Origin of the sequence: Ectothiorhodospira haloalkaliphila ATCC 51935, from assembly GCF_000633935.1 — a bacterium.
Classification (GTDB): domain Bacteria; phylum Pseudomonadota; class Gammaproteobacteria; order Ectothiorhodospirales; family Ectothiorhodospiraceae; genus Ectothiorhodospira; species Ectothiorhodospira haloalkaliphila.
Genome location: NZ_KK214997.1, coordinates 261872 through 276479 on the forward strand (window position 1 = coordinate 261872; position 14608 = coordinate 276479).

A 14608-nucleotide genomic window follows, 5' to 3' on the forward strand; every position below is an offset into this window, starting at 1 on the left:
GGTCCCCAGAGACGCCAGTGAAGTGGACCCCATCTGCTGGACCACCTGACAGGGGGTTTAAGCTCTAACCGGGTTGTATCTCTCAGGCGTCAGGCCGCCCGAGTCAGAGGTTGGTTGAAGTAGACCTCATCCGGTGTTGCATCGTCCAGCCCTTGGTGGGGCCGCTCTGCGTTGTACCAGGCGAAGTACTGCTTCAGGTCCTGGCGTAAGTGGGCTCCATTTTCAAAGGCCTTCAGGTAGACGCACTCGTACTTCACGCTGCGCCAGAGCCGCTCCACGAAGATGTTGTCCTGGTAACAGCCCTTGCCGTCCATGCTGATCTGGATTTTATGGTCTTCGAGCACCTGGGTGAACGCCTTGCTGGTGAACTGGCAGCCCTGGTCCGTGTTGAAGATCTCGGGCCGCCCATGGCGTGTCAGAGCCTCCTCAAGGGCATCAATGCAGAAGTCGGTGTCCAGGGTGTTCGACACACGCCAGGAGAGCACACGACGACTGTGCCAGTCCATGATGGCCACCAGGTACATGAACCCCCGGGCCATCGGGATGAACGTCACATCGGTCGCCCAGACCTGATTGGGACGATCGATCACCAGATCCCGCAACAGGTAGGGATAGATCCGGTGGCCCTCCCCCGGTCGACTGGTGCGCGGCCTCGGATACACTGCGTGCAGGCCCATCTGGCGCATCAGCCGCTGGACTCGCTTGCGGTTTACCGGGTGGCCCAAGCGGTTGAGATAGGCCCTCATCCGCCGTGAACCATAGAACGGCCTTCGCAGGTATTCCTCGTCAATCAGGCGCATCAACTCCAAGTCGCTATCCTGGGCTGGCTTGGGCCGGTAGTAGACCGAGGAACGACTGATGTCGAGCAACTGACACTGTCGCCGCACGCTGACATCAACCGCCCGTGGCTCCACCAAGGCCTGTCGCTGGGCCCGGCTCAACGACCGAGCCTGCGCGATAAAAAATCCCGTTCCACCGTCAGCTTGCCGATCTCACGGTACAGGGTGTCGATCTCCTCCTGGGTCTTCTGGGCCGCTTTGCCGCCGCCCTTGCCCTCGAAGATCCCCGTCGCCTTGTCCAGCAACTCACGCCGCCACTGACTCACCATGGTCGGATGGATCTCGAAGCGGGCTGCCAGCTCCGAGGTGGTCTGCTCCCCTTTGAGGGCCTCAAGGGCCACCTTGGCCTTGAAGTCGGCACTGTATTGCTTGCGTTTCCTGCTCATGATCAGATTCTCCTGTCGGAATGATCAGAGCTTAACCCCTGGTCCGAATTTTGGGGTCCACCTCAGGTCTGCGCCAGCGTGCGCACCACCCCCATGTGTGATTCCAACCACCAACCCACGTTATCTGAGCCCGCGCTGGCCCGATTCTGAGCGGCGTCGTGCATCAACCCCACCACGCGATGGTTCACCTGAGCAATCACGATAAGCGCCACCACAAGAAGCGCCAGCAACATGGGGATGCCGAGTAGTATCAGTAGCTTGGGCGTCAATCGGAATCGTTGGAAAAACACTGAACCCCTCCCAGGCCATGGCCCCCATCACCGGGGACAACGACGCACATTGCCAAACGGTCTCAACGCGGGTGACCATGACGCCCGTTCGCTTGGCGCTGACGTCCCCAGCCAGCGCGCACGACTGCCGATCGACCACCAAAGCTGCCGTGAAAAGAAGATAGCCGCAAAAGTGCTGATAGAGTGTCGGAATTCTAGACAAGGACGCGATACTACCCCTGAGATACATCAATTTCGACTGGATTACTCGCACGAAAGACGATAGAAAGTCTGTTTGAGGCCCCTCGGACGAGGGCTTTCAGGGGTAGGCAGGGGACGCACCCCATAGGACCGATGCCGGTTGAGCAGCATCACGGCATGGACGATCGGTCCGAAACTGCCCTTGCAGGTGGCCAGGTTGAACTCCCACACGCGGCGAACAGTCCGGCAGGGCAACCGGGGTATGGGGTGTCACCAGGGGCTTCCATGCCCATGGTGTCGTTGAGGTCTACAGGCGCTCGCACTTGCCGATCAGGCGGCGGCCTGGGATTGGTGACTGTGCTGGGCAATGTTGACCAGATCTTCCAGCGTGAAGTGGCCTTCCTCTTTGGAGGGCAAGGTGGGCCTCCAGTGGGGGGCATGATTCACGAAACTCGCCCGGTCACCTTCCAGAAGACCAATCAGCACCTCAGCCACGATCTGACCGCCCACCTCGCCCAGGTGCTGGCCAGCCTCGCGCACCTCGGCTTCGCGCAGGATGTAGTACCACAAGGGAGCGGGTACCGGCAGGGGTGTCGGCAGGCCGGGTACCTGGCCCCAGAGTTCCTCCTGGTTCAGCACATCGGCCCCCATGCAAGCCGCCACTGACTGACCGGACGGCAGGGAGAAGGCGGCGCCCCGTTTGAGATTACGGGTGGCCAGCGAGCGTGCTTCATCCGGAACGCCCGCGGGTACCACCGAGTCCGGCAGAAACAGCAACGACTCATTGAGCCGGGTGTTGATCAGGCGACTGGGCTGCACACCCTCGCCTTCCCCCAGAAAACCCGACCAATCCACGGTGTGCTCCCTGGCCACGGGCACCCCGCCGCGGAGATCGCTGAGCCCTCCATCCCTGGGTGCATCCGCCTCGGCCGGGAACAGTCGCGCGCCGCCCGCGGTGGCATTGATGCGGTAGCCGGCCCGCACCTGACTGTGTCCGAAACGAAAGGCGGCCACGCTGAACTCCACGGGCATGTAAGGCTCTTCGGCAAACCAGTAGTAGCGTCGTCCGTTATCCAGGATGTCGTCCACCCGCGCCTGACCACAGATACGCGGCAGGTAGTCGTGCAGGACGATCCACTGATAGTGCCACCGCACGAGTCGCTGGGCCTCCTCGAAATCCCGGCCTGCCTCCTCGTCGAACACATGGTTATGGAACCTGGCAAAGGCCAGGTGCAGTTGCGAGACAATCAGATTCTCGTCGTTTCGTGGGTCACCGATGACGGCGGTGCCACGATGATTTCTGAGGAGGTCATGATCGCCCTCTGCCGAGGTCAGGAACCGGCCCACGCCATCATAAAGGTAGGGCTGGGCCGCCGGGCCTGCGCCATACAGGGAGTCCAGTTCCAGCATGGGGGTGCGGAAGTTTCGCAATGCCTGGGGATCGTTCTGGGATTCCAGGCTGGAGGTGGGGTCGAAGGTAATGTCGTGGTCGACAAACTGACCGAAAAAAGTGAAACCGGCCGGTATACCGGGATTGTCGCCCTCCTCCCCAAGGTCATCTTTCATGGGGCCATCAGCGGCCCCCAGGGCATGCGGTTGCGCAGGTTGAGGAAGATGCGACTCCTTGAGGGAGCGCAGATGCGGAAACATCCGGCCGAAACGGCCGGCTTGGCCGAATACGCCCTTTTGAGGGCAATGGCCTCTGAGATATTCACCGTGCATGGGGGTACTCCTCATGAGACTGACATGTCGTTTCGATTTGGTTCGATTGACCTCCTTTGTGTGTGGAGAAAGGACAATCCCCACTCCCTTACTTGGTTTATAGCTGTCGTACGCGGAATGTCCAGGGAACCCCTGTGAAAGCGAGAACAAGCCCCCCCTGACCGTCGCGGATCACCTTCCCCTCCAACAGAGGTCCGTTGGATTCATGCCCCCCGATGACCATCGCTAGGAGGAGGACGTCGACCGGCCGGCCGGAATGCCTTGCACACCTTGGGGTCGGCTTCCAGATAAGGGCCACCGATCAGATCGATGCAGTAGGGCACGGCAGCAAAAATGCCATACACGGGCGGTGAGGCATCGGGAAGACCTGCCAGGGTTTCGGCAATGGCCTTGGGCTGCCCCGGGAGATTGATGATCAAGGCGCTGCCCCTGACGACCCCCACCTGGCGCGAGAGAATGGCGGTGGGGACGAAGGTCAGGCTGATCTGGCGCATCTGCTCACCAAAACCCGGCATGACCCGGTCGGCTATCGCCAGAGTGGCCTCCGGCGTGACATCGCGCGGCGCTGGACCGGTGCCTCCGGTGGTCAGCACCAGATGGCACTCGGCCTCGTCGACCAGCTCCATCAGGGTTTCGCTGATGATCTTCTCATCGTCGGGAATCAGACGCGTCTCCCAGATCAAGGGGTTGTGCAATGCACGTCCCAGCCAGTCCTGCAGGGCAGGAATCCCCTTATCCTCGTATACACCGCTGGAGGCCCGGTCGCTGACGGAAACAACGCCGATTCTTACCGTTTCATAGGTTGAACTAGTCACAGGCAATCAACTCTCGCTCACGCAGTAGCGCAATGACAGCATCGGCGGCCTCCTCGGTACTCAGCTCTGCCGCCCGAAGATGCAATTCCGGGCTCTCCGGGACCTCATAGGCAGAGTCGATGCCGGTGAAATTCTTGAGCTCACCGCGACGGGCTTTCTTGTAAAGCCCTTTCGGGTCCCGCTCCTCGGCCACATCCAGCGGCGTATCCACGAAGATCTCGATGAACTCACCCTCCTCCATCAGATCCCGCGCCATCTGGCGCTCACTGCGAAATGGCGAAATGAAGGCCGTCAGCACGATCAGACCGGCATCCGCCATCAGCCTGGCCACTTCCGCCACCCGACGGATGTTCTCCACTCGGTCGGCATCGGTAAAGCCCAGGTCCCGATTCAGCCCATGGCGAACGTTGTCGCCATCCAGCAGGTAAGTATGCTGGCCGGCAGCATGCAGCTTCTTCTCCACCAGGTTGGCGATGGTCGACTTGCCCGCGCCTGAAAGGCCGGTAAACCACAACACGGCCGGCTTCTGCCCCTTGGCGATCCCCCGAGCCTGCTTGTCGATATCCACATGCTGCATGTGAATGTTCTGGCTGCGGCGCAGGGCAAAATGCAGCATGCCAGCGCCCACGGTGTTGTTGGTCATCCGGTCGATCAGGATATAGCCACCAGTGTCAGCGTTCTCCTTGTAGGGGTCGAAGGCCACCGGCCTGCTCAGGCTCAGGGTACACACCCCAATACCGTTCAAATCAAGCTGCTTGGCCGCGGTATGCTCCAGCGTGTTGACGTTCACCTGATACTTCACCTGGCTCACCGTCGCCGACACCGTCTGCGTACCCAGCTTCAGCAAATAGGGTCGCCCCGGCAGCAAGGGCTGATCGTGCATCCACACCAGGGTGGTCTCGAATTGATCGGCCGTCTCGGCCGGCGCGTCCACACCGGAGATCACGTCACCGCGGGAGATATCGATCTCGTCCTCCAGCAGCAACGTCACCGACTGCCCGGCAATGGCCTGCTCCAGGTCACCCTCGTAGGTGTAGATCCGCTTGATGCGGCTGGTCTTGCCGGAGGGTTGCACACGGATGGCATCCCCCGGTTTCACGCTGCCGCTGGAAATCATCCCGGTGAACCCCCGAAAATCCAGATTCGGTCGGTTCACCCACTGCACCGGCATGCGCAAGGGGGTGTGCTGCAGGCGTTCCTCGTCCACCTCCACGGTTTCCAGATAGCCCATCAGGGTGGGCCCGTGATACCAGGGCATGTGATGACCATGCTCGATCACGTTATCGCCCTTGAGCGCCGATAGAGGGATGAAGGTCATGTCCTCCAGACCCAGTTGCTTGGCGAAGGCGCGGTATTCGTCCACGATCTCGTCAAAGCGTGCCTTCGAGTAGTCCACCAGGTCCATCTTGTTGATGGCCACCACCAGGTGCCGAATACCAATCAGCGCCATCAGGAAGCTGTGGCGGCGGGTCTGGGTGAGGATGCCATGGCGGGCATCCACCATCAGGATGGCGGCATCGGCAGTGGAAGCCCCGGTCACCATGTTGCGGGTGTACTGCTCATGCCCGGGCGTATCGGCAACGATGAACTTGCGCTTGTCGGTGGAAAAGAAGCGGTAGGCCACATCGATGGTGATGCCCTGCTCCCGCTCGGCGGCCAGGCCATCCACCAGCAGGGCAAAGTCCATCTCTTCCCCCTGGGTGCCATACTTCTTGGAGTCCGCCTTGATGGCGGCCAGCTGATCCTCGAACAACAGCTTGGATTCGAACAGCAGTCGCCCGATCAAGGTGCTCTTGCCGTCGTCCACGCTGCCGCAGGTGATGAAGCGCAGCAGCCCCTTGTGCTCGTGGGCCTTCAGATAGCCTTCGATATCGCCGGCGATCATGTCGGATGCGTGTGCCATCAGAAGTACCCCTCCTGCTTTTTCTTTTCCATCGAGGCGGCGCTGTCGTGGTCGATGACGCGGCCCTGGCGTTCAGATGTCCTGGTGAGAAGCATTTCCTGGATGATGGCCGGCAGGGTGTCGGCCTGCGATTCAATGGCCCCCGTGAGCGGGTAGCAGCCCAGGGTACGGAACCGCACCTTGCGCATCATCGGCACCTCGCCGGGTTTAAGCGGCATGCGATCATCATCCACCATGATCAGCGCGCCGTCGCGCTCCACCACCGGGCGCTCGGCGGCGTAGTAAAGCGGCACGATGGGAATGTCCTGGAGGTAGATGTACTGCCAGATATCCAGTTCGGTCCAGTTGGAGAGGGGAAACACGCGGATCGACTCCCCCTTGTGCTTGCGGGTGTTGTAGAGTTTCCAGAGCTCCGGGCGCTGGTTCTTCGGGTCCCAGCGGTGCTGGGCAGTGCGGAAGGAGAACACCCGCTCCTTGGCGCGGGACTTTTCCTCATCCCGGCGCGCCCCACCAAAGGCCGCATCGAAGCCATACTGGTTCAGGGCCTGCTTGAGGCCCTCGGTCTTCATCACATCGGTGTGGATGGCCGAGCCATGGGTGAAGGGGTTGATATCCTTCTCCACCCCTTCCGGGTTGATGTGCACCAGCAGGTCCATGCCCATCTCCCGGGCCATGTTGTCCCGAAACGTGTACATGGCGCGAAACTTCCAGCGCGTGTCCACGTGCAGCAGCGGAAAGGGGGGCGGTGCCGGGGCAAAGGCCTTGCGTGCCAGGTGCAGCATCACTGCGCTGTCCTTGCCCACCGAGTAGAGCATCACGGGGTTCTCGGTCTCGGCGACCACCTCGCGCATGATATGGATGCTCTCGGCTTCCAGCTTTTGTAGATGGGTGAGTGCTGTCATGGCATTGGCCTGTCTCAAAAGGTCGATCCGGTCCCGTGACCGGGGGGGACATTGATCAGATAGAAATCCGGATGTGCCTCCAGCCACCGGCGAATTTCGGGGCTGGCCTGGAAATACGCGCCTTGGAACACCAGCGCTGTCGGCCTGTCAGGCAGCAAGTCGTGCAAGCGCTGGAAGAGCGCCATGTACTCACCCGCCGCCGGCGGCGCCCACAGGCAACGGGTGTGAAGCACCCCCCGCTTGCCGTGCAGATAGAGCTGATAACGGGGCCAAACGGAGGCCGGCTCAGACCGCGTCCCGGTCACCCTCACGCCCCCCTGCCAGACGCCGCCGCCGGCCTTGCGCACCGCCTCCAGCACCGGCTGTACTTGCTGGCGATACCAACGGCCAGCGCTGCTGCGTTGCCGCGCCAGGGCTGTCAGTGCCAGTGGCTCGGGCTTGAGGTCACGGGCCTCCAGCCAGTGGTCGATGGCGCGAGCCGAGACCGGGTGCCCCACCTCGCTCAAGGCATCGGCGAGCCCACGACTGCTCCAGGCCGGCTCGCCGGAATCGGGGGTCATGGTGAGCCTCGCGCACAGCACCTGTTGAGCGGCGACATCGAGTGTGCCCCCCTGCCCCGTCTTGCGCCCCCGTGGGCGCACAGGCACCGCCGTCCACCCCCCTTCCCGGAAGGCCTTCCAGGCTGCGGACACGGTGGGTGCAGAAAGCCCGGCCCGGGCGGCGGTTTGGGCAACGGTGTGGCCATCCAGGCGCAGCCGCACGGCTTCCAGGCGGCGCTCATTCAGCACTTCGGGCGATAAATGTTTAGTGGACAATAAACGATTAAATCTTTGTTTTATAAAAAGTTAAAAATAAAACGAGAGGCATTATCCAACCTGATCAAGCTACATCATAAAAGCACTATCACAATCTCACAAGCCCACCGCAATACCACCTCCCGGCACAGGAGGTGGCATATGACAGAGAGGCTGTGCACTGGCCGCCGGCTCGGTTAGTCTATCGAACAGTTGCGCAGTACTCCCTCGCGAGTCCCAACAAAAGGCATACCTGAACATGGAAAGACACCTGGCAACGGAGAAACAGTGGCTGCGGACGCGGTTGGAGTCCCTGATCGACGCGGCTCGAGAAACCGAACAAAAGCTCAACCGTCTCGCCGCTCTCGAACTGCGACTGCTGGAAGCGCATGAGTTCCCGGCGGTCCTGGGGATTCTCCTGGAAGATCTCAAGACCGGTTTCGACCTGGACCAGGTGGCCCTGGTGCTCTGCGACGACCAGAATGACCTGCAAACGGCACTGGAAAGTCACAGTCTGCCCGAGCACTGGCCGCTGCGACTGATCGCAGACCCTGCCCCACTGCGCCCCCTGCGGGAACCCACCCTGGGCTCACCGGGGGATGACGATCCCCACGTCCTGGATTTTTGCGGCATGAAAAAACTGAGCAGTCGGGCCCTGCTGCCACTCAGGCGGGGCACGGACCCCATCGGTCTGCTGGTGCTGGGCAGCTGCCGGGCTGAACGTTACAGCACCGACCAGGATACCTACCTGCTCAAGCGACTGGCGGCGGTGGTATCGGTGTGCCTGCAGAACACCCTTTCCGCGTGGCGGCTACGGGAAATCGGTGTGACGGATCCTCTCACGGGCATGCGCAATCGCCGTTTCTTCGACCAGCGACTGCAGGACGAGATCCTGCGCATGGAACGGGAGGGCCATGCCCTGGCCTGCCTGTTCGTGGATATCGACCATTTCAAGCGGGTCAACGACGATCACGGGCATGCCACCGGAGACCATGTCATCACCGCCGTGGCACAGCGCCTTGCGCACCACCTGCGCAGGTTCGATTTGCTGGCCCGCTATGGCGGAGAGGAGTTCGTCATTCTGCTACCGGCTCTGGAGCCCGCTGAAATACATGCCGTGGCCGAACGGATGCGCCATCAGGTGGAAGCCACCCCCGTGCCCATGGATCAAGAGGGTGAAATCCACGTGACTGTCTCCATCGGCGCCGCCCGTCTGCCGCCAAGACTGCTGAAGGGAAAACCCCCCGAGCAACGGGCGCGGGCCCTGCTCAACGCGGCGGATCAGGCCCTGCTTCAAGCCAAGGAATCAGGCCGCAACCGACTGGTCATCTCCCAGGAATTCCGTGATGCAAGGTTGACGTGACAAGCCAAGGACCGGGATACCCCGCCAACCCGGCACTCAGTCTCCACCATCCCGTTCCAGCGTGCCCCCTGACAACCGCTCGTACACCTGAGCGCCCGCTTCAAGATCGTGACAGCGCAGGATGGCGGCCCGACCAGGCGTGGCGTTATCCGGCTGCACCCGCACCCCGGCGGCGTCAGCGGCCTTCAGGCTGGCCTTGCTTAAATCAGCACTGCCAAACACGGAGATCACGAAGCCGCCCTCGGGGGCCGATGGCGGGGTGAATGGCGCCCCATCAGCCAGCGCCACCCAGGCCGGCAGAAAATCCGGGCCGTAGAAGTCAAAAAAACCATTGGACCCCCTGAGGTGGACCTCGATGGGCCGCCCACCGATCAGTTCGATATTGCACAGGCCGTTGTAACCGGACAGATGACGCCCCACCCAGTCATGAATCCAGGGCTCCAGTTCCGGCAGGGAAGCGCCGATTTCCCAGTAAATGGGCCGCGCGGCATCTTTTTCGGCCGAGGCCCGGGTGTGGGCGAACCAGCGCACCACACCCTCCTGAACCAGACAGTCGGTGCTGGTGTGCAATCCGGTCAAGCGCTCACACCAGAAGCTTCCGGGCTCCGCAGGCACATCACCCGCCCGCATCGCCCGGGCATCCAGCCCCATGCCAGACAGATTGGTAATGGGCTTGACGAAGACTTCATCCCCCGGCGCGATACCCAGATCCATGGGCGTCACGCCGCAGGGGGCGGCGCTCAAACCTGCGTCCAGGGCCAGCCGCAACTTGTCGTAGACATCGCGGTAACGCGGGTTCAGTCGCCAGGCAGCCGCATCCGAAACGGCCACCTCTCGCCGAGGTTCAGGCTGGAACAGGTACCTGCGTTCCGGTAGCACGCCAACAAAGGGCATGTTTTAACCCACCTCCGCCAGCTGATCCCCGGAGTCCTCATGCGTCCGCGTCACCTGGCACAGCAGCGACTTGAATGCCGGGAAGCCGCTGATGGGATCCAGCCTTCGGTCGTCGGTGAGTTCGTTGACGTTGGCGTGATTCCAGCCGTGGGCGCAGTGCGCCACACCGGGCTTGATACGGTCGGTCACGCGCGCCACAAACCGGACCCGCCCGCGCGGCGAGGCCACTTCGACCGCGTCCCCATCACCGATACCGCGGGCGGCAGCATCATGAGGATGCAGTTCCACCAGAGGATCGGGCACTGCCCGACGCATGCGTTCCAGATACTGATGCTGGGAGTGGGTGGCATGCTTGTGACGGGCACCACTGGTGAGCACCAGCGGGTAATCCCGGGCCAGTTCGGGTGTGGAAACAGGACTTTCCGCGGGCTCGCACCACACGGGCAGGCCGTCGTGCCCGGCATCGCGCAGCTCTCCGGCATCGAATTCCACCTTACCGCTCCGGGTCTTGAATCCTTTCAGGCGATACTGGCGATCCCCCTCCAGGAAGCCATGTTCCACCAGTTCATCCAGCACTCCCGCAAACACGGTCACTCCATCCGGGTCGTTGTACACCTGTTCACGGATGTTTTCCGGAATCCCCTCGGCGGCTTCGGCCCAGCAGGCTTCCAGATCGCCGTTCCAGAACTGATCCGCCATCCCCAGGCGCACCCCCAGATCCAGGAAGACCTCCGCATCCGGGCGCGCCTCACCACGGGGTTTGACGGCGGCGCGCCGGTAGCGCAGTTCGCCACGGAAATTGCACCCCGGATAGGCGATCAAGGCCGTGCGTTCCAGATTGGTGGCGGCGGGCAGGACAATGTCTGCCATGCGCGTGGCGGGGTTGTGGAAGAAATCGGATGCGGCGAAAAAGTCCAGCGCCCCCAGCGCCTGCTCCATGCGCTGCGAGTGTGGCCACATCACCGTGTTGATGCCCATGGCCAATAGCGCACGAATCGGTTGAGGCCGCCCTTCCAGAATGGCATCGGGCAAGAGCATGCTTTGCGCCGCCGGCCAATGGCGGGTCCACACCGGGAAGGTCTCATCGCCGATGCGCGGTGGCAGGTTCTTGAGGCAGTGATCGAACAGATCGATGGGCTTGGGAGTGACCTTGTCATTGAAGAAGCGATTACCGCCCTCGCGGTCGATATTGGCCGTGACGGCGGCCAGCAGGATGACGGCCCGGTGATTCTGGAAGCCGTTACTGTGCTGCACCGTGGACGTGGGTGAGAGCATGATCTGCGCCGGCGAATGGGTGGCATACAACCGGGCTGCACGCTCCAGATCAGCCACCGCAATGCCACAGATGGCCGCCACCCGCTCCGGCGTGAATGCCGCCACGTAATCCCGAAACGCCTCCACACCGTTGCCCCATTCGTCCAGGAAGGCCTGGTCTTGCCAGCCATGCGCGAAGATGAGGTGGTGCATGCCCAGTGCCAGGGCCCCGTCGGTACCGGGCCGGATCTGCAAGTGAACCTCGGCCTGCTCCGCCAGGGGCGTGACGCGCGGATCCACCACGATCATGGGCCGTCCGGGTTTGGCGCGGGCCAGGGCATGCTGATGAAAGGGCGGAATTGACCCGCGCGGGTTGGTGGACCACACCAGCAGGCAGCGAGTGGCCTCTGAGGCCACCGTGGAGGATGTCTTGATCTTGGTGCCAAAGGTCACCTCCTCCGCCACCTTGGTGGAGGAAAAGCAGCAACCGCTCTCGGTCATGTAGTTGGGCGATCCGAAGGCGTGGGCCAGGCGCTGCAGTTGGGGGCGGGCCTCCTTGGTGTAGCCTGCGAAAAAGGCCACCGTCTCGGCGCCATGTTGCGCGCGCGTGGCACTCAGGCGCTCGGCAATGGTGTCCAGCGCCTCATCCCAGGAGATGCGTTCGAACTCGCCCCCACCTCGGGGCCCCACCCGCCGCAGCGGATGGATCAGTCGATCCGGATGGTTGCGCCGATCCAGCTGCACATAACACCGGGGGCAGTCGGGGCCCTCGATCTTCACGGGCTCGCCACCGGGATCGAGGGTCACGTCGATGGCGCAGTTGGCATCACACTCGTAGCAGGTACTTTTGACGGTGGCCATGGGGTCGGTCGTCCTCGAGAAACGCCGGTGAGGCAATGGATTGGGGAGTTTCTGAACCGTGCACTTGAGTATGCGGGAGATCCGCCCGTCATTCGAATAACCGGGCAGAAAGTGAGGTATCGGCCATCAGGCCGAACCGGCATCCGGGTCTTCCGGCTCGACAATCGCGATCACCATCTGCCTCAAACCCATGACCGCGAAGATGGAGATGAAGGCGACAATAGGGTTCAGAGCGACCCACCAGACCACGAAGCCCAGGATCAAACCCGCCTGCTCCACGCGAAACATGCGCTCTGCGATGAAGAGCGTGAGCGACACGCCCAGCACACGCACCCAAAAGTCATTTCTCGATACGGCGGCGGCAGTCATATCCGCCGACCGGGCTGACAGGGAGGCCGACCACACGCCCACCAGGATCGTCACGAGCGATACGCAAACAGCTACCCAAAGCATGGCCCTGCCCTCCTGCTGAAAAATGCGGATGATTGATGACGCCTTGATCAGTTATTCGGACCGCATCATGTTCTATAAGGTTCTAAAAACACAATCCAAAAATGGTCATAAGAAATAAAGAGCGCTTGACAACCGTGGGATGGAGGCCTCATCTTTATATAGACCGATCCATCTATATACGGACAGCCCATGCCAGCCTCCAAACGCGACCAACTGCTCGCCACGGCCGAGCAACTCTTCTATGAGGAGGGCTTTCATGCCACGGGGATCGACCGCATCGTCGCGGCCGCCGGGGTCGTGCGCATGACGCTCTACAACCACTTTGCCTCCAAAGAGGCCCTGGTGGCCGCCGTGCTGGCGACGCGTCATGAACGCTTCATGGCCAGCCTCGATACGGCAACGGCCTCCGCGGTGCCGGGCCAGGTGACCCGGGCCCTGGTGGATGCCCATGGTCGTTGGCTGGAAGACCACAGTCCGCATGGCTGCATCATGGTCAAGGCGATGGGCGAGTTCGCCGAGCACAGCACCGAGATTCATGCGCTGGCAGTTGCCGCCAAGGCCGACCTGCTGGCGCGCCTCGAGGCCAGCCTGGCCCGCGACGGGCTGGATCACCAGGACGGCCTGGCGCGACAGCTTTTCATGGTGCTGGAAGGCAGTAACACGGCCGTGGCCCTGCAGGGCACACAAACGGCCCTGGCGGATACGCAAGCACTGACGGACACCCTGCTCTCGGTGGCCCAAGGCAAAACTGAATGAAACCCTTATCTCCCCTCGGCATGGCCACACTGGGCGGCGGCATCATTGCCATCACCTACGGCCTGGCTCGCTTCGTGTTCGGGCTCTTTTTGCCCGAAATGCGTCAGGAACTGACCATCACACCCACCATGGCGGGCGTGATCGGCTCCCTGCCCTTTTTAAGCTTTGCCTTCGCCATCGTCGTGGCCCCCTGGATAACGCGCCGACTCGGGGTCCGTCGCGGGGCGGTCACGGCCGCCGGGCTCGCCACGCTGGGGCTGCTGACCATTTCCCAGGCACCTTCAGCGCTATTTCTGGCTGCAGGTGTGCTGATCTGCGGTATCAGCACCGGGCTGTCCTCGCCGGTCATGGCGCAAGCGGTTCACCGCGTGGTGCCCTCCCACCTTCGCGGCAGGGTCAATGCCACCATCAACGCGGGCACCAGCCTGGGCATCGCCCTTGCCATGCCCGCCGTATTGATCTGGGCAGAGGCCTGGCGTAGCGCCTACGTGGGCTTTGCGGCTCTGGCCGCTGTGGGCGTCCTGGCGGCCCTGGTCTATCTGCCCCGGGATGCACGTCCCGCTTCCCGGTCGAGCGATCACACCACCACCCCGCCCATACACTGGATGCAGTGGCTTGCGATCGGCCGGTTGAGTGGCATGGCCTTCGCCATGGGGTTGGTCAGCGCGGCCTACTGGGTATTTGCCCCCGACGCAGTGATCACTTCTGGCGGACTGGTGTCCAGCCAGACCGCCTGGATGTGGCTGGCGGTGGGGCTGGGTGGAATGGCGGGATTCACCGCCGGTGATCTCATTTCTCGCTTCGGGCCAGCGCTCAGCCATGCTGGCGGACTCACCGTGATGGCAGCCGCCATCGGGTTGCTGGCCCTGAATCCCGGAAGTTTCGCGCTGGCCCTGACATCCGCAGCCCTGTTTGGCGTCGGATACATGATCCTTACCGGTTTCTACCTGGTCCGGAGCATCCAGATCATGGACCAGGCGCCGGCCCTCGGTCCGGTCATGCCGCTGCTGGCCACGTCCCTGGGCCAGGTGGCCGGCTCCCCATTGGCCGGCTGGCTGGTGGACACCCAAGGCCATGTGACCACCTTCATGCTCTTCGCCATCGTGGGAGTGAGTGTCGCCTGGCTGTTCTCGTGGTTATTGAATGAACGCGGCACGGCGATGGGTCAGACCCCTTGAATCGCCGCCCCCCGAAGA

At 62.4% G+C, this 14608-nt stretch carries 13 protein-coding genes; 3 read left to right on the top strand and 10 right to left on the bottom strand.

Translation table 11 applies throughout. From position 1 onward, the window contains the following. Nucleotides 1-89: 89 nt before the first annotated feature. The 7 genes from ECTHA_RS0107135 to ECTHA_RS0107170 all read right to left on the bottom strand — a co-directional run bounded on the left by ECTHA_RS0107135 (nt 90) and on the right by ECTHA_RS0107170 (nt 7852). A protein-coding gene (locus ECTHA_RS0107135) for an IS3 family transposase (RefSeq protein WP_420834486.1) occupies nt 90-1225 on the bottom strand; the annotation gives its coding sequence in 2 pieces (ribosomal slippage) (nt 90-949 and nt 949-1225; 1137 coding nt in all). A gap of 62 nt (nt 1226-1287) precedes the next feature. Further along, complete coding sequence (locus ECTHA_RS0107145) at nt 1288-1515, bottom strand: hypothetical protein (protein WP_026623616.1); 228 nt, start codon at nt 1513-1515, stop codon at nt 1288-1290. Between the two features lie 510 nt (nt 1516-2025). Then, nucleotides 2026-3261: a peroxidase family protein gene (locus tag ECTHA_RS0107150; RefSeq protein ID WP_203225268.1), complete on the bottom strand. Its 1236-nt coding sequence runs from the start codon at nt 3259-3261 to the stop codon at nt 2026-2028. Between the two features lie 359 nt (nt 3262-3620). Next, on the bottom strand, nt 3621-4232 hold the full coding sequence (mog, locus tag ECTHA_RS0107155) for a molybdopterin adenylyltransferase (protein ID WP_025281919.1): 612 nt from the start codon (nt 4230-4232) through the stop codon (nt 3621-3623). Then, the gene (cysN, locus tag ECTHA_RS0107160) at nt 4225-6135 is read right to left on the bottom strand and encodes a sulfate adenylyltransferase subunit CysN (protein ID WP_025281920.1); all 1911 of its coding nucleotides are present in this window, start codon (nt 6133-6135) and stop codon (nt 4225-4227) included. Before cysN ends, mog begins: the two co-directional genes overlap by 8 nt. Then, the gene (gene cysD / locus ECTHA_RS0107165; RefSeq protein WP_025281921.1) at nt 6135-7037 is read right to left on the bottom strand and encodes a sulfate adenylyltransferase subunit CysD; all 903 of its coding nucleotides are present in this window, start codon (nt 7035-7037) and stop codon (nt 6135-6137) included. Before cysD ends, cysN begins: the two co-directional genes overlap by 1 nt. 14 nt (nt 7038-7051) lie before the next feature. Then, nucleotides 7052-7852, bottom strand: a complete 801-nt coding sequence (locus ECTHA_RS0107170; RefSeq protein ID WP_158407555.1) for a helix-turn-helix domain-containing protein — start codon at nt 7850-7852, stop codon at nt 7052-7054. A gap of 238 nt (nt 7853-8090) precedes the next feature. On the opposite strand from ECTHA_RS0107170, the gene ECTHA_RS17455 reads away from it, so the two are divergent. Continuing rightward, nucleotides 8091-9194, top strand: a complete 1104-nt coding sequence (locus ECTHA_RS17455; RefSeq protein ID WP_025281923.1) for a sensor domain-containing diguanylate cyclase — start codon at nt 8091-8093, stop codon at nt 9192-9194. A gap of 36 nt (nt 9195-9230) precedes the next feature. Here ECTHA_RS17455 and ECTHA_RS0107180 read toward each other — a convergent pair whose 3' ends face one another. The 3 genes from ECTHA_RS0107180 to ECTHA_RS0107190 all read right to left on the bottom strand — a co-directional run bounded on the left by ECTHA_RS0107180 (nt 9231) and on the right by ECTHA_RS0107190 (nt 12656). After that, complete coding sequence (locus tag ECTHA_RS0107180; protein ID WP_025281924.1) at nt 9231-10088, bottom strand: hypothetical protein; 858 nt, start codon at nt 10086-10088, stop codon at nt 9231-9233. A 3-nt stretch (nt 10089-10091) separates the two neighbouring features. Continuing rightward, the gene (locus ECTHA_RS17460; RefSeq protein WP_025281925.1) at nt 10092-12203 is read right to left on the bottom strand and encodes a molybdopterin-containing oxidoreductase family protein; all 2112 of its coding nucleotides are present in this window, start codon (nt 12201-12203) and stop codon (nt 10092-10094) included. A gap of 126 nt (nt 12204-12329) precedes the next feature. Beyond that, the gene (locus ECTHA_RS0107190; RefSeq protein ID WP_025281926.1) at nt 12330-12656 is read right to left on the bottom strand and encodes a hypothetical protein; all 327 of its coding nucleotides are present in this window, start codon (nt 12654-12656) and stop codon (nt 12330-12332) included. 189 nt (nt 12657-12845) lie between these two features. On the opposite strand from ECTHA_RS0107190, the gene ECTHA_RS0107195 reads away from it, so the two are divergent. Next, nucleotides 12846-13412, top strand: a complete 567-nt coding sequence (locus ECTHA_RS0107195) for a TetR/AcrR family transcriptional regulator (RefSeq protein WP_025281927.1) — start codon at nt 12846-12848, stop codon at nt 13410-13412. Then, entirely contained in the window at nt 13409-14590 is a 1182-nt protein-coding gene (locus tag ECTHA_RS17465) for an MFS transporter (RefSeq protein ID WP_084306810.1), read from the top strand. The genes ECTHA_RS0107195 and ECTHA_RS17465 overlap by 4 nt, the downstream gene beginning before the upstream one ends. The last annotated feature ends 18 nt before the right edge of the window (nt 14591-14608 follow it).